Origin of the sequence: Bradyrhizobium sp. B025 (assembly GCF_042257955.1) — a bacterium.
GTDB classification, from domain to species: Bacteria; Pseudomonadota; Alphaproteobacteria; order Rhizobiales; family Xanthobacteraceae; genus Bradyrhizobium; species Bradyrhizobium diazoefficiens.
Genome location: NZ_CP170150.1, coordinates 4167817 through 4189707, shown reverse-complemented (window position 1 = coordinate 4189707; position 21891 = coordinate 4167817). Strand labels below are relative to the sequence as shown.

Below are 21891 nucleotides of genomic sequence, written 5' to 3'. Positions count from 1 at the left end.
CGTTGGCAAATGAACGGCAACAACATTTCGGGTATCATAACCAATGCCCCTTGCCGCCGAGCCCAATTCTATTGAAGACGACGGCAAATTCATCCGGGGCGTTAGCGAAAAATATGCTCAGGATCAGCACCATAAGCGCGGCGACTTGTACACGAATATCGCCAAGCGCTTGACGTTCCAAGTTCTCGCGCAGTGTGGAAAGTGCCTGTGCCCGCTGCGCAGTTTCTTGTTCCAACAACTTGCGAAACTCGCGTTCGCTAGCATCGACCTTGAGCGATACTCTACCGAGCGTGGCTTGTACTTCCTGCAGTGTTCTCTGCAAATGCGCGACGCGTTCCTCCAGCGTGCCGGCAGTGATAATACTTGTCCCAACCGCTGCCATTGAACCGACACCCCTGAGAATTGCAGAGGCGCTGACGCTCCTAGGCGAGCGTCGAAAACCGATAAATCGCCATTCACCGACCCAACACAAGAATCCATAAAGTAGCGGCGTACGGTTCGCCTCCAGGAGCGACTTATTTAATTCCCAGGCGATGCTCATGATGGAGCCGATTTCTAACAAGATGCCATACCACCGCACGCGATCCTTCAGTTCGGTCTCAGAGAAGAATGTGTCTGATACATTCTGAACGGCGAGCCATAAGATGAAAGGCCTCCCAGCGTGATCCAAATCACCATACCTTCGCGGAGCTTGTTTTTAAGCTCGGCCCACGCCATGCCCGGCTGCTGTAAGCGCCCCATGAAATCGTGCCTCACTGTTCACGTCCGCCTAAGCACCTGCTGTGTCTCTTGCAACGATAGCGTATTGCCACGGTGGCGCACGATTAGTCTGCAAGAAGCCTTGCGATCTCATCCGCGTCCAGCCGCTTTTTATCGAACAATGCCAGAGCAAGTCGCTCAACCTTTGCGCAGTGTGCGGACAAGAGATCAGATGCACGGCCGTGCCCTTGATGCATCATCCTCAATTGCTCTTGCTCATCGAGGTCTCGCATTAGCTCCACCATCTTCCCATAGTCCCCCCAACCTGCTCCTTCATGTGTAGGAGCGTCAAAGAGCTTCTGAGCCTCCAAGCCCGCCGCGCAAACTGCAAGCTGGTCTACGAGGTCCGCATGGCCTGCGTCTTGGATTTCCGCAGTGCCCTTCGCGTCGTCACCACCGATCGCTATTTCGGCCTCGCCGACAGCTAGACCCAGACTCCATGCCACGACTATATGCCCGGCCTCATGGAACGCTGCGCCGCGTTGGTCTCTCTCTGATTGCTGATGGTACACGTGATTCTTTGCGCGAGGGTGGCGAAAGGGACCGTATCGTTGTTCGTATAATATTGGGGGACCCAATACCATCTACTGGACTCCGGAGGACTATGGTGACGGTGGATCAAATTCATTTGCCTTCGCCAGCCTGCTGACTTTGCCCCCGCCCCCTGCCCCTCCTCCCACTTTCCTGCTATCTCCTACCCCCGCCGTCCCGGCCCAAAGCAAAACCCTCCGACTGTCAAAGGGAGCAACAACCATGCGATACCTTCACACCATGCTGCGCGTGCGCAATCTCGATGTCGCGCTGAAGTTCTACCAGGATGCGCTGGGGCTGAAGGAGGTGCGGCGGATCGAGAACGACAAGGGGCGCTTCACGCTGGTGTTCCTGTGCTCGTCGGACGATCTCGAGGCGCTGAAGAAGCAGCCGCAAACGCGCGGCGCGCCGCTGGTCGAGCTCACCTACAATTGGGACGAGGAGAAGTACGGCGAGGATCGCTTCTTCGGCCATCTCGCCTATGAGGTCGACGACATCTACGCCACCTGCGAGAAGCTGATGAAGGCCGGCGTCATCATCAACCGGCCGCCGCGCGACGGCAACATGGCCTTCGTGCGCTCGCCCGATTTGCACTCGATCGAGCTGCTGCAGAAGGGCGAGCCGAAAGCGCCGCAGGAGCCGTGGTCGTCGATGCCGAACACCGGCCACTGGTAGGGCCTTTTCCATAGGAACAAGCCCTCGCCGCGCACGTTCACTCCTCGACAAGATGATTGGAGGAGGACGCGATGGGACGAGGATTGTTGTTGTGGATGCTGGGCGTGCCGATCCCGGTGATCCTTCTGCTGTGGCTGTTCTTCGGCCACTGACGAGCCGGTTCAACCTGCAATGAAAGCTCTGCCCATGGCGGAGCTTTTTGCATGAGGGGCGCGCCGCAAACGCCGTCGTCCGGCACAGGAAATTCCGCTATCACCCGCACAACTGAAAACGCCGCGGGAGAAGCTTCATGCCTGACACCAAGCTGACGATCTGGGGCCGCGCCAACTCGGTCAACGTGCAGAAGGTGCTGTGGTGCCTCACCGAGCTTGGCCTCGCCTACGAGCGCATCGATGCCGGCATGCAATACGGCAAGACCCGCGAGGCCGAGTATCTCGCGATGAACCCGAATGCGCGGATCCCGACGCTGGTCGAGGGCGACTTCGTGCTGTGGGAATCCAATTCGATCATGCGCTATCTCTGCCTCGCGCATGGACGCGGCACGCCGATCTATCCGGACGCGCCGAAGCAGCGAGCTTCGGTCGACCGCTGGCTCGACTGGACGCTGTCGGCGGTGCAGCCGGTCGACCGTCCGGTGTTCTGGGGCATCGTGCGCACGGCGCCCGCCGAGCGCGACATGATCCAGGTGCAGCGCGATGCCGATACCGCCGTCGAGGTCTGGGCGATCGCCGATCGCCTGCTCTCGACGCGCCGCTACATGGAGGGCGACCAGTTCACGCTCGCCGACATCGCTGTTGGATCCTATGCGCGGCGCTGGCTCGGCGTCGAGGGCATCACCCGGCCGGCGCAGCCGAACCTGACGCGCTGGCTCGCCGAGCTCGGCAAACGCCCCGGCTTTGCCCAGTTTGTCGCACCGCCGATGTCGTGAGCCGCTGGCGCGGCTTAAGCTGCGATGAGCGCGCGGGGAATCGTCATTCCGGCGCACGCGGCCGGCGGCATCGCCGCACTTGACGGCTACTGTGCATGGGGTTGTTTTCGCACTTTTTGTTTTGACGGCCGCGCCTAGAGCCAGCCGCGCTCGACGAGCAGCACGCAGATGATCAGCACCAGCGTCACGACAGCAGTGGCGAGCCGCGCCGGCCAGCTCAGGCCGCGGCCGACCCACCACAGCAGCGCGCAATACATCAGCACGGGGACGACGATATCGAGCCGCAACAGATCCGGCGGCATGCGGCTTTAGCGCCGGACCGCGGCGTCGACGCTGATCGAGCCGCCGATCTTCACGCAGGTGCCGGTGCCCTCGACCATGTGGTAGCCACGGCCATAGGACGCGCATGCGCCCGCCTTCGCCGTCCCGCCCGTGCCCTTCAGCGGCAAGGTCTTGCCCGCCTGCGGCGGCTCGGCAGCCGGAAGGCGCAAGGCTTCGGCCGCGGCCGCGGACGTGGCCAGCAACGAGATCAGGATGAGGAGCTGTGTGCGCATGCGAGCGTTCTAGCCCGGCGAGGTGCCGCGCGCCATCCGGGTCGCACTAGGTGGATGTCAGATGAACTTGATCCCGGCCGACTTGCCGCGGCGCCAGACCACCTGGCAGTTCCGCCCGGTGCGGGCATCGCGCGCGAAGGCCAGCCGGATCACCCCCGGAAGCTGGCTTGCGTCCTCGTCCAGGGTGATCTTGGCGCCCGAGCTCGAGATGTCCTGGACCAGGCAATGCCGCGCCGCGAACCCGCCGTCGAGCGTGATCCAGGCGTGCTGCGACAGCAGCTTGCGGTCTGCGCGCTTCTTGGGCGGTGGCATTGGCGTGAAATCTCCCGCTCCAGCACTACCTCAGGGAGCCCTAAGAAACCGTTGAAATCGGGTCCGAATCATCCTCTCGCCGGCGCTGTCCACGGTTCCAAAAGACCGTTCCCGAACGGCTTGCCCACGGGCCGAAAGGCCACTATACGTTCGCCCGCTGCAAGCCGCCGGGCACGACTCGCGCGGCCGCGGCCGTGCCGTCAAAAGCGGCGGGGCTTAGCGTTTGCTCCCTTCGTCTATCGGTTAGGACGCCACCCTTTCACGGTGGAGAGAGCGGTTCGATTCCGCTAGGGAGCGCCATCCGCGCGCGGACGATGCGGCGAAATTCACCGCCCTGCCCGTGAACCTCTCCGGCCCTCACCTCCGACCAACATCCTGTTGGAACCGGTGTGGACCCATGGAGCAGCGCAAATCCCCCTCGGACGGCCAATCCAGCATTGCCTCGCCGGCACTGCCGCCCTGGATGCAGCGCACGACGCCCTACACACCGGACCGCCGCGCCAGGATGCTGGAGCACATGGCGCGAGCGAGGTCGCTTCAGCAGCGCCAGGCCGCGACCGCGCCGGAGCCCTCGCGCGTCAGCGGCATGCACATTCTCGGCGACGCCTACGGCTACGCGGTTCTGTTCGGACTGATGGCCCTCCTCTTCATGTCGCGGGTTCCGCTCTACCTCGGCGCCTTTCTCTTCTTCGCCGACGGTGAGCGCATCGAGCGCGCGCTCGCAGCGATCGGCATCCGGCTCGAGCCCGATGCGCTCGGACCCGACATCATCAAGAGCTTCGCATACCTGTTCGGATGGTTCGCGCTGCTCGCGTCCTTCAAAGGCTCGGTGCCTGCCTGGCTGGCGCCGTGGATCCCCCCGGCCGAGTCATGGGCGTTCCTTGCCGGCATCGCCCTCGCGCTCGCCATGGTCGAAGCATTCGCAACGCGCGCGCTGCGGCACGCATTGCCGTGGTTCGGATTGAACGTCGGTGCGGAGAGTCTGGCCTGGAAAACGACCAGGCTCCTCGTTGCCGTGGCCGTGCTGGCCTGTCTCGTTCTGCTCGGCTCTCTCTGAACGCCACGACCGAGCCGTCGCTCTCAATAACGGTGTTGTGAACTTGCGTGCCCCATAATCGGGACCTTATGCCGCTTTCGCCGGTGCATGACCGGGCCACGCGTTTACCGGAAATTTACCCCTGCTCCTGAGCGGCGGTATCATTTACTTAGAATTTGACCGCTACCGTGGAAGTACGGAAATACTCCGAAACCCGATTGGCGCGGATGTCCATCGCAGAATTCCTCAGGCAGCGTGCAGTGGAAGTCACCGTGAGCGGAAGCTACTCGCTGCCGCGCTGGTACGATTGTGAGGGCAACCTCCGCACCTTCGCCTGCCGGACCAAGCGCGTCTCGCCGTTCCGCATGATCGTGGACGTGCCTGTCGTCGGCAAGATCGGCGAGCGCGTGACCTCGTACTTCCAGGATTTCGGCGAATTCCAGTGCACGATCAGCGCGACGCTGAAGTCGGGCTTCCTGATGGAACTCGACATGACGCGGGCGCGGCGCGCCTGGATGTCGGAGAAGCTGACCTGGCTGGAGAAGAAGCAGAGGGACGCCAGCGTCCAGGAGCTGCGCAATGACGCCCGCTTCGTTCCGCAGGTCTCTCACACCTTCCTGACGCTCGCCGACGGCAGCACCCATCCCTGCTTCATCATCGACGTCTCCACCGCCGGCGTCGCGATATCCTGCGAGTATGATCCGCCGATCGGTACCCCGCTTGCGGTCGGCGCCTGCGTCGGGCGCGTCATCCGCAAGTTCGACAACGGCTTTGCGGTCAAATTCGCCGAGAAGCAGCAGTGGGACGACGTCGTCCGCCTGATCGTGCGCTCGCCCGTGCCGCAGCCGGCCTGAGACCGGCTGGCTCCATCTTAACTCTTTCTTAACGAAACGCTGGAGGCGGCAAGCCCTGCGCGATAGGGTGTGATCCAGTACGTCCGCAATCATTGCGGGCCTAACGTATTGGAAGCCCCGGAATGTCCATCGCTGACGCTGAGTTCGCCCAGGCAAAGACCGCTCAGAGCGCGCCCACCGCCGCCAAGCCGCAGCTTCCCCCCGGTGTCGTGACCGAGGGACCGCTCGTCAAAGCCAAGCTGCGCGAAAGCTATCTCCTCCTCGGCATCCTCTATGTCGGCGCGGTCGCGGGCATCATCTGGGCCGTCACGCAGGGCGTCGGCAAGGTGGAGCTGTTTACGTTTGCCTGGATGTTCGCGCTGACGACATTCGGCATCGGCGCCGGCATGCACCGTCTGTTCGTCCATCGCAGCTTCCGCACCGGCCCGATCATGCGCGTCTTCTTCTGCGCCATCGCCCAGATGGCGGTGCAGGGCTCGATCGCCAAATGGGTCGCAAACCACCGCCGCCACCATCTCTATGCCGATGACGTGGGCGACCCCCACAGCCCGCAATTCGACGGCTTCGGCAATCGCTATGTCAGCGCGCTCAAGGGCTTCCTGCACGCCCAGGGCAGCTGGGTGTTCGACCAGGCGACCACCGACAACGAATACTATGCCAAGGACATCCTCGCCGATCCGATCGCGATGTTCTTCGTCCGCACTCGCTGGGTCTGGTACGGGATGTCGGCCGTCTTCATCCCCGGCTTCATCGGCTACGTTTTCGGCGGCGTGCACACCATGATCGGCTGCGTGCTGTTCTCCGGCCTGCTCCGGGCCTATCTGCTGATCCTCGTCAGCCAGCTCACCGGCTCGGTCTGCCATGCCTACGGCTATCGCCGCTTCGAGGTCGACGACGCCTCGACCAACGAGTTCGTGACCACGATCCTCACCTTCGGCGAGGGCCTTCACAACAACCATCACCGCTTCCCGCGGGACGCCTATATCTCGCACGCCTGGTGGGAGATCGATCTCAACGGCCTGATCATCTTGGGCATGGAGAAGATCGGCCTCGTCCACGACGTCTTCCACGCCTCGCACCGGCAGCTGGAGCGGGCGTCGGAAGCGCAGGCGGCCTCGACGCGCTGACCGGCAGGCGGCGGCCCTCCGGGGCCGTCTTGCCTCCGCATCTCTGCCCTATCGCGGCCCCATTGCGGGATCAGCTTTTGAGGGTCTGTGCCTCGCGCCGGACCTCATTTGCAGATTTGCGATCGGGGGACCGAATGGCAGTCGACAAGATCACCTGGGACAGGGTCGGCCGGGTTACCGAGCCCGGACGCTACATGTACACGTTCGGCTGGCTCACCATCACCGCCGGCGATCTCGAGATCTGGAAGCAATACCCGCAGGCCGCGTTCACGCTGCTCGCGCAGCACGCCGAGCCGGACGAGTCCATCGGGGAGGAATTCCATCTCGGCGCCTTCGACATCGCCCCCGAGGCGGCGCCGCCGTTCACCACGCACTGAAGGCTGGCAGCGGCAGCCCCGATCGCCCTGCGCCAACGCGCCGATTCGAGCCTCCGCAAGCAACGCCTGGTAGGAGGCGCGGTCGCGCCGAGCGCAGGCCGCTGCAGGAACGCATGGCATGCACGTTGCTTGGCTATCGCCATGATCCATGTCGCCGCCGTCGATCAAGCCTTCCTGCTGCTGTTGATCGTGTTCTGCCTGGGCTCGTGCCTCGTGCGCGTCTTCTGGCAGCTGGAGCAGGTGCGGGCTCGCCGTACCGCCACATCGCCCCGCCGGCGCACAAGGAAGCGTAACTAGGCCGATCTACCCGGCCGCGCGTTGTTCTGGCGGACGGCACGCCTGCCAGACTCGCCGCCGGGAGACGTGCATCGTGAATCGAAGAAACCGGTGCATTTCCTTGATTTGGCTTGCCAATCGCGGCCCGATCCTGGACATGCGATCGCGACCATCCAGGACCAACAGGCGCGTTGATGACCAACAGGCCCGTTACGCAATTGATTGTCCCTGCATTCGGTCCCAGCGGTGCGGATGAACGGGAGCTGTCACGCCCGTTAAGCGAGGCGACAGCAAGCGCATGACACATGGTCGCAGCGGTGATTGTAGATAAGCGGATCAAGGGAACCTATTTTCGGCGCCGATGTATCTGATTGAAGCTTTACCCACCGTCATCGGAACTGCCGCCATCGCCCCGGCGCTGCTGATGCTGTGGCTCGTCATTGCCGCCGAAGAGCGCCCGGGACCACCGGCCCAGGTCTGGACCGCGTTCCTGCTCGGCGCGGCCAGCATCTCGCTGCTCGGCCTCGCCCGCGCCCCCTTCGCCAAGATGGTTGCAGCGCCCGACAATCCCTGGGCGGCGCTGGCGATGCATTCGATCTTCGGCGTCGCGCTGCCCGAGGAGGCCGTCAAGGTGGTCGCCATCGTGCTGGTCTCCTCGACCAAGCGGCGGACCTTCGCCAATCCGATGGACACCGTGGTCTATGGCGCCGCGGTCGGCCTCGGCTTCGCCGCCTACGAGAACCTCGCCTATCTCGTCCAGCATGCCGAGATGTGGCGCTCGCTCGCCGCCTTGCGCAGCGTCCTCACCGTGCCGTTCCACGGCGCGCTCGGCATCATCGCCGGCGCTTACCTGACGATCGCCCGTGCCGGCACGGCGCTGGGCGCAAACCGGCACCATCGCGACTGGGCCCGTCTCTCCAGCCGCCTGCTGATCTTCGCCGGCCCGCTCGCGCTGCATTCGGCCTTCGACTTCCCGCTGCTGACCCTCCAGCGGATGCCGGATCTGGACCCGACGCTGCGGATGTGGCTGGGCGCCGCGAGCCTCCTGGTCGGCTTCAGCTCGATCGCCTTCGCCATCCGCCTGGTGCGGCGCGTCGCGCGCCACCACGCGCCCCGCACGGACGTTGCGCGGGAGCGGCTCAGCCAGTTGCGCCGGATGTGGGCGCTGCTGCTGGCCGGCGGCGGCGTCGGCTTTCTCGGCCTCGCCTTCGTGCTGACCTCGATCCACCACTGGCTGATCAACCCCGAGCGCAATCTGACGCTGGCCCTGATCCCGATCGGCTTCGTCTCGATCCTGCTCGGCCTCGCGCTTCTGATTGTCACAACGGCGATCTATATTCTCGGCCGCAACCGCATTCGCACCAGCGGCGAAGGTTTTTCGTCCGCGCACGGCGGCGGTTGAGCCACGGGATGGCAAGCCCGCTGCGCGCATACTAGATTGAGCACACACCCTTCGATCCGGAGCCTGCCGATGACATCGCCTGAAGATCTTTCACGGCTGCAATCCGCGATGAGCAAGACTGTGAAGGCGCATTGGAAGGCCTTCCTGTTCGAGGGCATCCTGCTCGCCGTTCTCGGCGTCGCCGCACTGATCCTGCCGCCGCTCGCAAGCCTTGCCATCGCGATCTTCCTCGGCTGGATGTTCTTGATCAGCGGCATTGGCGGGCTGATCGTGACCTATTGGGCGCGCAGCACGCCGGGCTTCTGGTGGTCGCTAATCTCGGCCGCGCTGGCCGTGCTTGCCGGTATGCTGCTGCTGGCGCGGCCGATGCAGGCCGTGCTGACGTTGACCATCGTGCTCGGCGCCTATTTCCTCGCCGAGGGCGTCGCCACCATCATGTACGCACTCGAGCACCGCCGCGAACTGAGCGGCCGCTGGTCGTGGCTCCTGATCTCCGGTCTCGTCGACATCGCGATCTCGTTCATGGTGATCACGGGGCTGCCGAGCTCGGCGGAATGGGCGATCGGCGTGCTCGTCGGTATCAACCTGCTGTTCGGCGGCGCCACCCTGATCGGCATGGCGCTGGCGGCACGCAACAGCAACACCTGAGGGGTCTCGTCGCCCGCCAAGCCGATTGGGGGGTGACAACCCGCCAATGGCACGCTATATGGCCTGCCATGATCACCGTTGCCACCAGCTATTTTTGGTACTTTAGCTACGACAGCTCGCTGGCGGCAGGAGGATCGCGCTCAATCTGAAATATTGAAGCAAACGTCCGAACAGCCGCCAGACCTGGCGGCTTTTTTATTGGCCGGCAGGTTCAAACAAGCAGGAGCCCGCCGTGCTGAGCACGACTGACGATCTTCGTATCCGTGAACTGAAAGAGCTGAGCACGCCGGATGAGGTGATGCGAGAGGTCCCGCGCACACTCACCGCAACGCGTGTGGTGATGGCGGCGCGCAACGCCATCCATGCCATCCTCACCGGCCAGGACGACCGCCTGCTGGTGGTGGTCGGCCCGTGCTCGGTGCATGATCCCCGGGCCGCGCTCGACTACGCTGAGCGTCTCACAAAACTGCGCGAGGACCTCGCCGACCAGCTCGAGATCGTAATGCGGGTCTATTTCGAGAAGCCGCGCACCACCGTCGGCTGGAAGGGCCTGATCAACGACCCCGATCTCGACGGCAGCTTCGACATCAACAAGGGCCTGCGGCTGGCGCGCAACGTGCTGTCAGCGGTGAACAATCTCGGCCTCCCGGCCGGCGCCGAATTCCTGGACATGACGACGCCGCAATACATCGCCGACCTCGTGTCCTGGGCCGCGATCGGCGCGCGCACGACCGAGAGCCAGATCCATCGCGAGCTGGCCTCCGGGCTGTCCTGCCCGGTCGGCTTCAAGAACGGCACCGATGGCAATGTGCGGATCGCGGCGGACGCAGTGAAGTCGGCCTCGCATCCGCATCATTTCATGGCGGTGACCAAGCTCGGCCGCTCGGCGATCGCCTCGACCGCGGGCAACGAGGACTGCCACATCATCCTGCGCGGCGGCAGCACGCCGAACTACGATGCGGCAAGCGTCGCGGCGGCCTGCAACGAGCTGGCGAAATCCGGCGTCGCGCCGCTGGTGATGGTGGATGCGAGCCACGCCAATTCGAGCAAGAAGCCGGAGAACCAGCCGCTGGTCATGGCCGACATTGCCGGCCAGATTTCCGGTGGCGAGAGCCGCATCATGGGTGTGATGATCGAGAGCAATCTCGTCGCCGGGCGCCAGGACGTGGTTCCGGGCAAGCCGCTCACCTACGGCCAGAGCATCACGGACGGCTGTATCGACTGGGCGACCACGGCAACTGTGCTCGAGCAGCTCGCCGATGCGGTCGAAATCCGGCGCAACGCCCAGCGCGCGGGGCTGCACGAGCGCTCGGCGTAAGGCCAAAGCAAACGCGGGCGGCGCGAGCTGTCGCGCCCTGCCCGCACCGACGCGGCCTAGCAGCCGCGGCAGATGCTCTTGATCTTCTTGTCGAGCGCCTGGTTTTCCTTGCTGAGGGGATCGTTCGGGTCGCTCAAATTCTTCTCGTTCGGCACGTCGCCGGCGCGCGGCTGCCGATGACCGACGGGTGCAGGCGGCAAATTGCCCGCCGACGGTCCCGACGTGGTGGTCGATCCCTTGCTGCCGGTCTGCGCCACTGCCGCGCCGCCGAGCAAGATCACGAGCGACACGGCCACGATGATCCTCTTCATTTCCGTTCCTCCATGCTCAAACCGGCGTCCACTCCGTCACCACTCACGTCTCGGGCGGATAGAGATGAACGTCCCCGCAATAGTCCACGATACGATAGCGCGTTTCCGTCGCCGCTTCACGTGCGTCGGGTGCGGTATTTTGTGCCGCCAACACATAGTTCGGCCCCACCGGCGACTTGCCGGCACCCCCGGGAATGTCGATGACGTAGTCAGGCTGACAAAGTCCTGACACCCGTCCGCGCAGCTGCCGCATCAGCTCCTGCCCCTCCGCCAGCGTGGTGCGCAGATGCGCAGTGCCCGGTGCGAGATCGCCGTGATGCAGATAGTACGGCTTGATCCGGCATTCGACGAAAGCTCGCATCAAATCCGACAAGGCCGTGACGTTGTCATTGACGCCGCGCAAGAGCACGGACTGGCTGACCATGGGAATCCCGGCATCGACGAGCCGCGCGCAGGCTGCGCGGGCGCCTTCCGTGAGCTCGCGTGCATGATTGGCATGCAGCGCAACCCAGGTGGTCGCGCCCGCAACCTTCAGCGCTGCGACCATCTCGTCGCTGACGCGCGCGGGGTCGGCGACGGGCACGCGGGTGTGAAGGCGGATGATCTTGACGTGATCGATGCCGGCGAGATCGGCCATGATCTCGCTCATGCGGCGCGGCGACAGCATGAGGGGATCGCCGCCGGTCAGGATCACCTCCCAGATCTCGTCGTGCGCGCGGATGTAATCAATGGCAGCACAATAAGCGCTGTCCGAGAGCGCGTTGTCCTTGCCGGGGCCGACCATCTCGCGGCGGAAGCAGAAGCGGCAATAGACCGCGCAGACGTGAACGAGCTTGAACAGCACGCGATCGGGATAGCGGTGCACGATGCCCGGGACCGGCGAATGCGGGTGATCTCCGATCGGATCGGCGCTCTCGCCCGGCTGCATCTCGAGCTCCGCGGCGGTCGGCACGAACTGGCGGGCGATGGGATCGTCAGGATCGGATGTGTCGATCAGCTCGACCAGCGCCGGCGTGATCGCGACCGCATAGCGCGCGGCAACGCGCTCCAGTGCGGGCAGCGCCGCGGCAGGCGCGAGGTGCTCGGCCACGAGCTCGGCCGGCTCGCGCAAGGTGCGTGCAAGATTGGTCTTCGTCATGTTTCACTCAGCGTTTCATTTGCGGGCGGCGTCCACACCACCTGATCAATCCGCGTTGCGCCGCTGGCCAGCATCACCAGCCGGTCGAAGCCGAGCGCGACGCCGCTCGCCTCCGGCATTGCGGCGACCGCGGCCAGAAAGTCCTCGTCCAGCGGATAGGCTTCGCCATAGCGGCGCTGCTTCTCCGCCATCGATTCGGTGAAGCGCCGGCGCTGCTCTTCGGCGTCGGTCAGTTCGCCAAAACCGTTGGCGAGTTCGACGCCGCAGGCATAGACCTCGAACCGTTCGGCGACCCTGGGATCGCCGGCCTTCACGCGCGCCAGTGCCGCCTCGGGAGATGGGTATTCGAACAGAATGGTCAAACGCCCCTGTCCCAGATGCGGCTCAACATGCTCGACCAGAACCTTGCTGAAGATGTCCGACCAGGTGTCGTCCCCGGCCACGCGGATCTTGCCGCCAGCCATTTGGGCGAGCGCGGCACGGTTACCCTCGTCACCCGAGATTGTCGACAGCAGATCGATGCCGGCGAACCGTTCAAAGGCGCCTGCGACCGTCAGGAGTTCCGGCTCGGCGAAGGGATCGGCGGTCCGGCCGCGGAAGGAGAAGGTCCCGATCCCGGTCGCCTGCGCCGCGCGGGCGATGACCACGACGGTGTCGGCCATGATGGCGTCATAAGGCGCACCGGCCCGGTACCATTCCAGCATGGTGAATTCGGGCAGATGCAGGTCGCCGCGCTCGCGGTCACGGAACACCCGGGCGAACTCGAAGATTCGGGGCTCGCCGGCCGCCAGCAGCTTCTTGCAGGCAAATTCCGGGGAGGTCCGCAGGTAGCGGCTGGCCCGGCTGCCGTCGGGCCGCACGATCTCGGTCCGGGGGGCGTGCAGATGGGTCTCATTGCCCGGGGAGACCTGAAGAACGGAGGTTTCGACCTCCATGAAGCCCTGCTCGGCGAAAAAGCCCCGTAAAGCCCCGGTCACGGCTCCCCTCGCCTGGAGGAACGGCCGCCGGTCGAGGTGGCGCTCGGGCGACCAGAACGGCGAAATCGGCTTGTCCCCAGCCATTAACCGACCACCCCAGCCATCAGCAAAGTGCTGGCATCCAACGGCAAAATCAGTATGTTGCGGCCCGAAACGGGCGCCGAGGTCTGATTTGAGGCCCCAAGTCCCCCATCAATTTGACCACGTCCTGGCCGGAGCCGGGCCAAGCAAGCAGGAAATACAGCTTTGAGAGTCATCGCCAGTTCTATTCGCAAGGGCAACGTGATCGAGCAAGACGGCAAGCTCTATGTCGTCGTGAGCGCCGAGAACATCCATCCCGGCAAGGGCACCCCGGTCAGCCAGATCGAAATGCGCCGAATCTCGGACGGGGTAAAGATCTCCGAGCGCTACAAGACCACCGACCAGGTCGAAAAGGCGACGATCGAAGAGCGCAACTTCACCTTCCTCTATGAAGACGGTGACGGCTACCACTTCATGAACCCTGAGACCTACGACCAGGTCCAGGTCTCCAAGGACGTGGTCGGCGACGCGGCCGCCTATCTTCAGCCAGACATGACCGTCAAGCTGTCGACCCACGACGTCAACGTGGTCTCGCTCGCGCTGCCGCAGCGCGTGACGCTGGAAGTGGTGGAGACCGAGCCGGTGACCAAGGGCCAGACCGCCTCGTCTTCCTACAAGCCCGCGGTGCTTTCCAACGGCATCCGCACCACCGTGCCGCCGCACATCGCCGTCGGCACCCGCATCGTGGTGATGACCGAAGACGGCTCCTACTCCGAGCGCGCCAAGGACTAAGCCAGGGATCGAGGATCGGAACAGGTGCCGCCGGGGGGCGAGACAGTGGATAGGAAGAGTTTCCGCTTCGTCTCGCTTCTTTTGGCGTCGCTGTCGCTCCTCACCGCCACTCCGCTCGCTGCGGACGAATTCCGCAGCCCCTCGCTCACGGCCCTGCGCGTCGATTGGCGCGCAGCGCTCGACCAGCTCCGCACCGAGATCAACAGCCACCCCCGGGCCGCGGACGATTTCATCTTCGTGCCTCGCCGTTCCGTGCCGCGCTACGATCCGCGCGCGATGCCGGCGCTGGTGCAGCTCAACGCAATCTCCTCCCAATTCTTCACCGGCATTGCCCGCAGCTCCGTGCCCGTGCTGCTGCCGTTCGACGCCGGCGCCTATCGCGAGGCCCAGCGCAACGGCGCGCCGCCGAGCCTGTCGCTGTCGCGCTATCAGGCTGATTTCAACCCCGTCGATATGTTCGACGCCGGCCCCGCCGGATATAGCGCGAGCTTCTCGCTCGAACCCGGCGCCGGTGACGGCATGCCGACGCGTGTCTTCGCAAGACCCGTCGAGGTGCAGATCACGGGCTCTGCGCTGCTCTATGACATCGCCGATCCCGCCGGCGGCAAGGGTGAGCCGGTCAAGCCGCTTGCAGCCCATTATCCGGACCTGCGCAGGTTCATCCGCGAAGGCTATGTGCGCTACGCCTTCACTCGGTTCGGCGTCGCCTATGTCGTCTCCATCCAGTGCCTGGACAGTGTCGCAAAACCGCGGCGGCTTGCCTGCAAGGAGGCCTATCCGGTTGCCGAACGCTTCCTGAAGGCGCTGCGCGTCGCCGGCGGCCAGCGCATGCGGCCGCTGATGGACGTTGCCTCCGACATCATCGATCGTCCTTCAGGGCGCTCGGCCGATTTCAGCTACCGGCCGAGCGGCGACATCATCCCGAACACCGGCTACCGCAACAAGAGCGGCCATCCGGACGTGATGGCCTATGCGCAGATCCGCTTCCCGCTGGAGAAGGCGCCCGCCTTCGTGCGCTCGCAATCCTACGGCAGGCGCGACAAGAACGAGAGTCCGACGGCCTACCCCTGGCGCGACAATTTCTGCGAGTCCCGCAGCTTCGAAGTCGGGCAATGCGGCGGCGGTTACGGCCACCAGGGCGAGGACATCCGCGCCGCCGAGTGCCCGCCGCCCGGCGAAGGTCGCGCCCCCTGCGATCCCAAGCAGCGCGCCGTCGTCGCCGTGCGCGACGCCATCGTGATCCGCGCATCCAAGGACCAGGCCGCGACGCTCGAGATCAACAGCCGCACCGAGCACATGCGCTTCCGCTACATGCACATGAACCCGCAGGTGATGAACGCCGACGGCGTGCTCAACGGCCGCATCGTGACCGAAGGCGAGAAGATCGGCGTGGTCTCGAACTATCTCGACCATCCCGCCGGCACGTCGATGCATCTGCATTTCGACGTCCAGGTGTTCACCCGCGACGGCTGGATCTGGGTCAGCCCCTACGTCACGCTGGTCTCCGCCTATGAGCGGCTGATCCGTGCCCGCGGCCGCGAGGTCGGCCCGGAGATCGCGGGCGGCCCGCAGCCTGTGGCACATGCGCTGCCTGAGGACGTGATCAAGCCGGATCAGCGCGAGGGCTCGAGCAGCGAGGAGAATTGAGGCAACTCGCGCCTCACCGCGCGGCGCGCCTCGATGACGATCTCATGACGCCCCTTTCGGCGCACGAGGCTTAAGCGGATCGGCGTCCCGACCTCCCCGAACGACCCGGCCTTCTCTGGCCCCAGAATTGCTTGGCTTCCGGCAAGCAAACTGGAGAAAGGGAAGCACATGCGTTGTCTGACCACGGCGGTCATCGTGGCCGTCGCATTCGCCGTGCCGGCTCATGCGCAGGAATTGACCGGTACGCTGAAGAAGATCAAGGAGACCGGCGCGATCACGCTCGGGGTGCGCGACAGTGCAGTGCCCTTCAGCTATATCGACGAGAAGCAGAAGACCGTCGGCTACGCCATCGACATCTGCATGAAGATCGTCGAGGAGATCAAGGCCGAGTTGAAGCTGGACAAGCTCGCGGTCAACGAGAACCTCGTCACCTCGTCCAACCGCATTCCACTGATGGCGAACGGCACCATCGACCTCGAATGCGGCTCGACGACCAATAACGCCGACCGCCAGAAGCAGGTGTGGTTCACCAACACGCATTTCCTCACGGCGAGCCGCTTCGTGTCGAAGAAGGCTTCGAAGCTCGATCAGGTCGATGACCTCAAGGGCAAGGCCGTCGTCTCGGTCGCGGGCACCACCAACATCACCCAGCTCAACAAGGCCAACGCCGCGCGCGCGCTCGGGATCAACGTCATGAATGCAAAGGACGTCCCCGAGGCGTTCCTGATGGTCGAGACTGACCGGGCCGAGGCCTTCGTCATGGACGACATCCAGCTCGCGGCCATGATCGCCTCAGCGAAGGATCCGTCGCTCTACGCCATCAGCTCCGGCGCCTTCTCCGATCCGGAGCCCTACGGCATCATGCTGCGCAAGGACGACGCACAGTTCAAGGCCGTGGTCGATCGTGCCACGGCAAAACTCTACAAGAGCCCGGAGATCGAGAAGATCTACAACAAATGGTTCATGGAGCCGGTGCCGCCGCGCGGCCTGAACTTCCACGTGCCGATGCCGGTGTCGATGAAGAAGTCGTTCGAGCACCCGTCCGACAATCCCGATCCGGCGTCGTATGGTGGCTGACGAGATCGCGGAGCACGCCGATCGTATAGTCGGGATGCGCGAAGCGACATCCGGGATGTTCACGACAACTGTTCCCGGGTGTCGCTTCGCTCGCCCGGGCTACGAACTAGTCCAGAAACGTCGTTAGCTGCGCGCCCTCGTCCGCCACGAACACCGCGATCAATTCCGCCGGCTGCGTGGCGCTGGCATTCGTCGACACCAGATGCGTCGCGCCGGGCGGCTCGAAGAAGGACTGGCCGACGCCAAACGTCTCGACCGGGCCGCCACCGAGCTGGGAGCGGATCTCGCCCTTGGTGACGTAGGCGGTCACCGAGCCCGCGTGGCGATGCGGCCGCGTAAATCCGCCGGGGCCGTAGAAAACGCGCACGATGGTCACGCGCTTGCCCGGCACATTCGGCAATGCATAGGAGCCGATCGGCTCGACCTTGTCGAGCGGCGAACTCTCCGCGGCTGTCGCGCAGAGCGGCGCGAGCGCGCCGGATACGGTCTCCATCGTCAGCGGCAGCGCCTTGCCGATCGCGAGTGCGCAGGCGAGCCCGCCGACAACGGCCAGCGCCATTGAACGCGACGGCACCGGGCGTTGCGTGGTGGCCAGACTCATTGCTGTCATGACAACCTCCCCTTTTTCCCTGATGGCAATCAGGATGCGGCGGCATTCGTTGCGACCGGCCGCTTCGCCGGCGTCCAGCGATAGGCCGCGCCAAACCGGTTCCAGACGTTGATCGAGGCGACCGCCGAGGTCAGGTACATCAGCTCGGACTCGGAGAATTCGCTGGTCACTTCCGCGTAGACCTCGTCGCTGACGCCGTCGGGCAGGAAGGTCAGGGCTTCGGTCCAGGCCAATGCCGCACGCTCGCGCGCCGAGTAGATCGGTGCCTCGCGCCAGACCGCGACCAGATTGAGCTTGTCCACGGGCACGCCGATGCGCTCCGAGAGCAGGATATGATGCTGCACGCAGAAGGCGCAGCCGTTGATCTGCGAGGCGCGCAACTTGACCAGCTCGAGAAGCTGCTTGTCGAGGCCGGCCTTGGCCGCAGCCTGGCCCAGCGCCAGCACCAGATCATACGCATCGGGCGCGATCCGCTTGAAATCCTCATATTCGCTGCGGGCGTGTGACATTGCCGTGCACCTCATGTTATTGTAAGAGTACTTATACTGTATAAGAGCTCTTATATGCCGCGCAAGGCCGCTGACTTCACAAGATCGAAAAGCCCGCGGAAGGCCTCCGCCGCTTCCGACGGGAGTGCGGTCCGCGTGCCCGCCCCGGGGGAAGGCAAACGCGGCGAGCAAGGCTATCTCGGCTATCTGCTGCGCCAGGCCCATGCCGCGGTCCGCCTGACGATGGAACGGACGCTCGCCGATCTCGGCGTGACCTCGCCGCAATTTGCCGTGCTGACAATGCTGAACGCCTATCCAGGCCTGTCGGGCGCCGACGTCGCCCGCCTCACCTTCCTGACGCCGCAGACGGTCGGCGTCATCATCCGCAACCTCGAACGCGACGGCGCGATTGCGATGACGCCTCATCCCGTCCACGGCCGCATCCAGCAATGGACGCTGACGCCGCGCGGCGCGACGCTGCTCAAGGCTTGCCGGGATCGGGTAATCGCGCTGGAGAAGCGCATCGCCCGGAATCTGGATAGCAAGGCGGAAACAACGGTCCGGCGCTGGCTCGCCGGAATCGCGGCCGATTTGCAGGACGACTAGACCGCGCCGGGACTAGCCCTGGTCGCCGAAGCCTCCGTCGCCGCCATCGGCATCCGACAAGTCGCCGACGGCGCCATCGCCCTGAATGCCTCGGCCAAAGTTTTCCGCAATGATCATCAGGATCACGACGAACAGCCCTGCGCCGAACGGCCAGGGATTGGCACGGATGATGTCGAACAGCTCCCGCATGCGCGCATTCTGCATGACAAGAGCGAACCGACCGTAAAGCGGCTGACCGAAAAATCGGGGAACGTGCGGCGGGGCGCCTGTTCCCTACGTTCCAGGAACCGGCTCACAGGAGCCTTGTTTCCCGCTACAATGTGTCCATGAAACAAGCTGATTCCTCGCCCACCCGCCGCACCTTGCTGAAATCCGCGCTCGGCGCGGCAGCCTTCGCCGCGTCACCCACCTACGCCCTCGCCACGCCGCCAGGCTTCGACGAATGGCGCGAGTCTTTTCGCGCACGCGCAATGGCGAAAGGCATTTCGGCCGCGACCTGGCAGCGAGCAATGGCGCGGGTCGAGCCCGACATGAGCGTGTTCAAGCAGATGCGCAACCAGCCCGAATTCCACGAGCAGGTCTGGCAATACATCAACCGCCGCGTCTCCGACTGGCGCATCATCAACGGCAAGATCGCGCTGAAGAACAACGAGGCCCTGCTCGCGCGCATCGAGCGCGACTTCGGCGTCGAGCGCGGCACGCTGCTGGCGCTGTGGGGCGTCGAGTCCGCTTATGGCGATCCGCTGGTGCAGCAGAACCACATGACGCCGGTGTTTCCCTCGCTCGCCGCGCTCGCCTGGAACGAGCCGCGCCGCAAGGCCTATTGGGAGACCGAGCTGATCAACGCGCTGCGCATCGTCGACAAGGGCTGGAGCACGCCGGAGGAGATGAAGGGCTCCTGGGCCGATGCGATGGGGCATTCGCAATGGATGCCCGAAGTCTGGCTCAATGTCGGCATCGACTATGACGGCGACGGCAAGGTGTCGCCATTCGGCAAGCCCGACGACGCGCTGGGCTCGACGGCAAAGTACCTCGTCAATCGCGGCAAGTGGCGCCGCGGCGAGCATTGGGGCTACGAGGTGCGCGCATCCGGCGACATGAGCGGCGGCCGCACCTATGCGGCATGGCAGGCCGCCGGCGTCACCCGCGCCGACGGCCAGCCGTTTCCGCAAGCCTCCGCGACCGCACAGATCTGGACGCCGGTCGCAGGCGGACCGACCTTCTTGCTGGGGCCCAATTTCTACTCGGTGAAGAGCTACAATCCCTCGATGAACTATGCGCTGGCGATCTGCCATCTCGGCGACCGCTGCCTCGGCGCACCGCCTTTCATCCAGCCCTTCCCCGGCTCCGAGCGCGCGCTGACGCTGGCCGAAGTGCAGGAGATGCAGACGCGGCTGACCAAGGCCGGGTTCGACACCGGCGGCACCGACGGCCGCGTCGGCAACGACACCATGAAGGCGATCAAGGATTTCCAGCAACGCGCGGGGATCACGCCGGCGGACGGCTATGGCGGGCTGAAGGTGCTGGCGCGGCTGCGGCAGGGGTCGTAGGAGCTGGTCATTCCGGGGCGCGCGAAGCGCGAACCCGGAATCCATCGTGCAGCAAGCGACGCAGAAAAATGGATTCCGGGCTCGCGCCAAGTGGCGCGCCCCGGAATGACACTGTGGGTGACGCGCCCCCTGCCTCAGTGCCTGTACTGCGGCTCCTCGGCATCAAGCTGTCTACGGATCGCAGCCAGGTGTAACCGCGCGGATTCGGAATCGCCCTCGCGCATCTGCTTGTAGGTCTCGGCCGCAATCGCGGGATCGACGGGCAACACCTTGCGCCCCGTCGACATCGCCAGCACCTGCACCTCGGCGGCGCGCTCGAGGTAGTAGAGATCGTCCCAGGCTTCCGCGATGGTCGGCGCCAGCACCATCACGCCGTGATGCTTCATGAAGACGATGTCGGCATCGCCGACGGCGGATGCGATCCGCGCGCCTTCGCGGTTGTCGAGCGCAAGGCCGTTGTAGTCGCGGTCGACCGCGGTGCGGCCGTAGAATTTCAGCGCGGTCTGGCCGGCCCAGATCAGGGGATCGCCCTCGGTCATCGACAGCGCGGTGGCGTAGGGCATGTGGGTGTGGAACGCGACCTTGGCGCGCGGCAGGCGCTTGTGCATCTCGGCGTGGATGTAGAACGCCGTCGCCTCGGGTACGCCCTCGCCGTCGAGCACGTTGCCGTGGAAGTCGCATATCAAGAGCTTTGACGCGGTCAGCTCGCGGAAGGCGTAGCCGTAGGGGTTGACGAGGAACAGGTCGTCGTGGCCCGGCACCACGGCCGAGAAGTGGTTGCAGATGCCCTCCTCAAAACCGTTGCGCGCGGCCATGCGGAAGCAGGCGGCGAGATCCTCGCGCGCGGTGCGGATCGCGTCGGTGGCGAGGTCCGGCCGGTTCGAGCGGAATGGCGCCGGCGTGGATGACGAGGAGTGAAGGCTGTGCGCCATGGCGAAGGACACCTTTGTCGGTCGAGAGCTGCCCGCCTTGTACAGGGCCGACGCCTGCGCGTCAGCCCCCGCGGGCGCCACCCTGCCCTTCGCAGCCCGCGCGGCGGCTTATTGCCGCCGCGGCACGCCGCCGGCGTTCATACCGCCGTCGATCACGAGCTCGCTGCCGGTAACGTAACGCGAGGCATCTGACGCCAGATACAGCACGCCGGAGGCAATCTCCGCGGCCTGCCCGGCACGGGCAAGCGGCGTGACGACCCGGGCCCGTTCTTCCGGATCGATCGGCGCATTGCCCTGGTTGCCGGTCGCCCCCGTCGGGATCTTGCCCCAGATCGGGGTGTCGATGATGCCGGGATGAACGGAATTGACGCGAATGCCATCACCCACGGCCGCGCACTCCATCGCGATCGATTTCGCAAACAGCCGCACGCCGCCTTTGGTCAGCGAATAGGCCGACAGCCCGGGCGCACCACGCAGGCCCGCGAGCGAGGACATCATGACGATCGAGCCGCCGCCGGTCTTGCGCATCAAAGGCAGGCAATGCTTGACCGAGAGAAACACGCCGTCGAGGTTGATCGCGTTCTGCTTGCGCCAGTCACCGAGCGTCATGTCGACGATCGAGGGCACGGCAATGCCGATGCCGGCATTGGAGACCATGATGTCGAGCTGGCCGTAGCGCTTGGCGATCTCGGCGACGATCTCGATCCAGCGTTCCTCGCTGCTGACGTCCTGCTCCAGGAAGATCGCCTTGCCGCCGGCCTTTGTGATGCGCTTGGCGAGCTCGGGGCCGCGCAACTCGTCGACGTCGGTTGCGATGACGGTGGCGCCCTCGCGCGCGAACAGCTCGACGATCGCCTCGCCGATGCCGGAGGCGCCGCCCGTCACCAGCGCGACCTTGCCCTCAACCTGCCCTGCCATGTTCACTCCCTTTTCTTGTTGTTTGAG

The 21891-nt window shown here is 64.9% G+C and carries 27 protein-coding genes and 1 tRNA gene; 16 read left to right on the top strand and 12 right to left on the bottom strand.

What is annotated here, in order from left to right:
- Nucleotides 1–34: 34 nt before the first annotated feature.
- Nucleotides 35–541 (bottom strand): hypothetical protein, encoded by a 507-nt coding sequence (locus ACE10W_RS19320; RefSeq protein WP_271557439.1) that lies wholly within the window; start codon nucleotides 539–541, stop codon nucleotides 35–37.
- Between the two features lie 971 nt (nucleotides 542–1512).
- On the opposite strand from ACE10W_RS19320, the gene ACE10W_RS19315 reads away from it, so the two are divergent.
- Both ACE10W_RS19315 and ACE10W_RS19310 read left to right on the top strand, forming a co-directional pair.
- Complete coding sequence (locus ACE10W_RS19315) at nucleotides 1513–1965, top strand: VOC family protein (RefSeq protein WP_271557435.1); 453 nt, start codon at nucleotides 1513–1515, stop codon at nucleotides 1963–1965.
- 289 nt (nucleotides 1966–2254) lie between these two features.
- Entirely contained in the window at nucleotides 2255–2893 is a 639-nt protein-coding gene (locus ACE10W_RS19310; RefSeq protein WP_271557433.1) for a glutathione S-transferase family protein, read from the top strand.
- Nucleotides 2894–3027: 134 nt separating this feature from the next.
- Here the strand turns inward: ACE10W_RS19310 and ACE10W_RS19305 are convergent, their stop codons facing one another.
- Genes ACE10W_RS19305 through ACE10W_RS19295 form a run of 3 tightly spaced genes read right to left on the bottom strand, consistent with a single transcriptional unit; the run spans nucleotide 3028 to nucleotide 3759 of the window.
- The gene (locus ACE10W_RS19305) at nucleotides 3028–3195 is read right to left on the bottom strand and encodes a hypothetical protein (protein WP_011087169.1); all 168 of its coding nucleotides are present in this window, start codon (nucleotides 3193–3195) and stop codon (nucleotides 3028–3030) included.
- A gap of 6 nt (nucleotides 3196–3201) precedes the next feature.
- Nucleotides 3202–3447 carry a porin gene (locus ACE10W_RS19300; RefSeq protein WP_271557432.1) on the bottom strand — a complete coding sequence of 82 codons (246 nt, stop codon included), beginning with the start codon at nucleotides 3445–3447 and terminating at the stop codon, nucleotides 3202–3204.
- A 57-nt stretch (nucleotides 3448–3504) separates the two neighbouring features.
- On the bottom strand, nucleotides 3505–3759 hold the full coding sequence (locus tag ACE10W_RS19295) for a PilZ domain-containing protein (protein WP_028171312.1): 255 nt from the start codon (nucleotides 3757–3759) through the stop codon (nucleotides 3505–3507).
- A 225-nt stretch (nucleotides 3760–3984) separates the two neighbouring features.
- On the opposite strand from ACE10W_RS19295, the gene ACE10W_RS19290 reads away from it, so the two are divergent.
- From ACE10W_RS19290 to ACE10W_RS19250, 9 genes are all read left to right on the top strand, one after another.
- Nucleotides 3985–4059: transfer RNA gene (locus ACE10W_RS19290), tRNA-Glu, on the top strand.
- Between the two features lie 97 nt (nucleotides 4060–4156).
- Nucleotides 4157–4816: a hypothetical protein gene (locus ACE10W_RS19285; protein ID WP_271557430.1), complete on the top strand. Its 660-nt coding sequence runs from the start codon at nucleotides 4157–4159 to the stop codon at nucleotides 4814–4816.
- A gap of 206 nt (nucleotides 4817–5022) precedes the next feature.
- Nucleotides 5023–5649 carry a PilZ domain-containing protein gene (locus ACE10W_RS19280; RefSeq protein ID WP_271557428.1) on the top strand — a complete coding sequence of 209 codons (627 nt, stop codon included), beginning with the start codon at nucleotides 5023–5025 and terminating at the stop codon, nucleotides 5647–5649.
- A 122-nt stretch (nucleotides 5650–5771) separates the two neighbouring features.
- Nucleotides 5772–6776, top strand: coding sequence for an acyl-CoA desaturase (locus tag ACE10W_RS19275; protein WP_011087165.1), 1005 nt, complete (start codon nucleotides 5772–5774; stop codon nucleotides 6774–6776).
- A 134-nt stretch (nucleotides 6777–6910) separates the two neighbouring features.
- Complete coding sequence (locus ACE10W_RS19270; RefSeq protein ID WP_038967122.1) at nucleotides 6911–7153, top strand: hypothetical protein; 243 nt, start codon at nucleotides 6911–6913, stop codon at nucleotides 7151–7153.
- A gap of 141 nt (nucleotides 7154–7294) precedes the next feature.
- Nucleotides 7295–7450: a hypothetical protein gene (locus ACE10W_RS19265; RefSeq protein ID WP_271557424.1), complete on the top strand. Its 156-nt coding sequence runs from the start codon at nucleotides 7295–7297 to the stop codon at nucleotides 7448–7450.
- A 340-nt stretch (nucleotides 7451–7790) separates the two neighbouring features.
- Nucleotides 7791–8831: a PrsW family glutamic-type intramembrane protease gene (locus tag ACE10W_RS19260; RefSeq protein WP_011087163.1), complete on the top strand. Its 1041-nt coding sequence runs from the start codon at nucleotides 7791–7793 to the stop codon at nucleotides 8829–8831.
- A 69-nt stretch (nucleotides 8832–8900) separates the two neighbouring features.
- On the top strand, nucleotides 8901–9479 hold the full coding sequence (locus ACE10W_RS19255) for an HdeD family acid-resistance protein (protein ID WP_011087162.1): 579 nt from the start codon (nucleotides 8901–8903) through the stop codon (nucleotides 9477–9479).
- A 232-nt stretch (nucleotides 9480–9711) separates the two neighbouring features.
- Nucleotides 9712–10797: a 3-deoxy-7-phosphoheptulonate synthase gene (locus tag ACE10W_RS19250; protein ID WP_011087161.1), complete on the top strand. Its 1086-nt coding sequence runs from the start codon at nucleotides 9712–9714 to the stop codon at nucleotides 10795–10797.
- A 56-nt stretch (nucleotides 10798–10853) separates the two neighbouring features.
- Here the strand turns inward: ACE10W_RS19250 and ACE10W_RS19245 are convergent, their stop codons facing one another.
- From ACE10W_RS19245 to epmA, 3 genes are read right to left on the bottom strand one after another with little or no spacing between them, the layout of a single operon-like run.
- A complete protein-coding gene (locus ACE10W_RS19245; protein ID WP_028171306.1) occupies nucleotides 10854–11108 on the bottom strand; it encodes a hypothetical protein in 255 nt (84 codons plus the stop codon).
- Nucleotides 11109–11151: 43 nt separating this feature from the next.
- A complete protein-coding gene (locus ACE10W_RS19240; protein ID WP_161535017.1) occupies nucleotides 11152–12246 on the bottom strand; it encodes a lysine-2,3-aminomutase-like protein in 1095 nt (364 codons plus the stop codon).
- Nucleotides 12243–13307, bottom strand: coding sequence for an EF-P lysine aminoacylase EpmA (epmA, locus tag ACE10W_RS19235; RefSeq protein ID WP_028171304.1), 1065 nt, complete (start codon nucleotides 13305–13307; stop codon nucleotides 12243–12245). The genes ACE10W_RS19240 and epmA overlap by 4 nt, the downstream gene beginning before the upstream one ends.
- Before the next feature lie 162 nt (nucleotides 13308–13469).
- Here epmA and efp point away from each other — a divergent pair, with 162 nt between their 5' ends.
- The 3 genes from efp (at nucleotide 13470) to ACE10W_RS19220 (ending at nucleotide 16760) form a co-directional block, all read left to right on the top strand.
- Nucleotides 13470–14036, top strand: coding sequence for an elongation factor P (gene efp / locus ACE10W_RS19230; RefSeq protein ID WP_011087158.1), 567 nt, complete (start codon nucleotides 13470–13472; stop codon nucleotides 14034–14036).
- A 24-nt stretch (nucleotides 14037–14060) separates the two neighbouring features.
- A complete protein-coding gene (locus tag ACE10W_RS19225; protein ID WP_011087157.1) occupies nucleotides 14061–15683 on the top strand; it encodes a peptidoglycan DD-metalloendopeptidase family protein in 1623 nt (540 codons plus the stop codon).
- Between the two features lie 168 nt (nucleotides 15684–15851).
- Entirely contained in the window at nucleotides 15852–16760 is a 909-nt protein-coding gene (locus ACE10W_RS19220; protein ID WP_011087156.1) for an amino acid ABC transporter substrate-binding protein, read from the top strand.
- A 106-nt stretch (nucleotides 16761–16866) separates the two neighbouring features.
- Here ACE10W_RS19220 and ACE10W_RS19215 read toward each other — a convergent pair whose 3' ends face one another.
- Both ACE10W_RS19215 and ACE10W_RS19210 read right to left on the bottom strand, forming a co-directional pair.
- The gene (locus ACE10W_RS19215) at nucleotides 16867–17370 is read right to left on the bottom strand and encodes a cupin domain-containing protein (RefSeq protein WP_375762677.1); all 504 of its coding nucleotides are present in this window, start codon (nucleotides 17368–17370) and stop codon (nucleotides 16867–16869) included.
- A 29-nt stretch (nucleotides 17371–17399) separates the two neighbouring features.
- The gene (locus tag ACE10W_RS19210; protein WP_028171301.1) at nucleotides 17400–17879 is read right to left on the bottom strand and encodes a carboxymuconolactone decarboxylase family protein; all 480 of its coding nucleotides are present in this window, start codon (nucleotides 17877–17879) and stop codon (nucleotides 17400–17402) included.
- 54 nt (nucleotides 17880–17933) lie between these two features.
- Here ACE10W_RS19210 and ACE10W_RS19205 point away from each other — a divergent pair, with 54 nt between their 5' ends.
- A complete protein-coding gene (locus tag ACE10W_RS19205) occupies nucleotides 17934–18464 on the top strand; it encodes a MarR family winged helix-turn-helix transcriptional regulator (protein WP_161535019.1) in 531 nt (176 codons plus the stop codon).
- A 12-nt stretch (nucleotides 18465–18476) separates the two neighbouring features.
- Here ACE10W_RS19205 and ACE10W_RS19200 read toward each other — a convergent pair whose 3' ends face one another.
- Nucleotides 18477–18653 carry a hypothetical protein gene (locus ACE10W_RS19200; RefSeq protein ID WP_166466011.1) on the bottom strand — a complete coding sequence of 59 codons (177 nt, stop codon included), beginning with the start codon at nucleotides 18651–18653 and terminating at the stop codon, nucleotides 18477–18479.
- 137 nt (nucleotides 18654–18790) lie between these two features.
- Between ACE10W_RS19200 and ACE10W_RS19195 the strand changes: the two genes are divergently transcribed.
- On the top strand, nucleotides 18791–20014 hold the full coding sequence (locus ACE10W_RS19195) for a lytic murein transglycosylase (RefSeq protein WP_375762676.1): 1224 nt from the start codon (nucleotides 18791–18793) through the stop codon (nucleotides 20012–20014).
- A gap of 134 nt (nucleotides 20015–20148) precedes the next feature.
- Here ACE10W_RS19195 and ACE10W_RS19190 read toward each other — a convergent pair whose 3' ends face one another.
- Entirely contained in the window at nucleotides 20149–20946 is a 798-nt protein-coding gene (locus tag ACE10W_RS19190; RefSeq protein ID WP_271557410.1) for an aldolase, read from the bottom strand.
- A gap of 108 nt (nucleotides 20947–21054) precedes the next feature.
- Nucleotides 21055–21864, bottom strand: coding sequence for an SDR family NAD(P)-dependent oxidoreductase (locus ACE10W_RS19185; RefSeq protein ID WP_271557408.1), 810 nt, complete (start codon nucleotides 21862–21864; stop codon nucleotides 21055–21057).
- Between the last annotated feature and the right edge of the window lie 27 nt (nucleotides 21865–21891).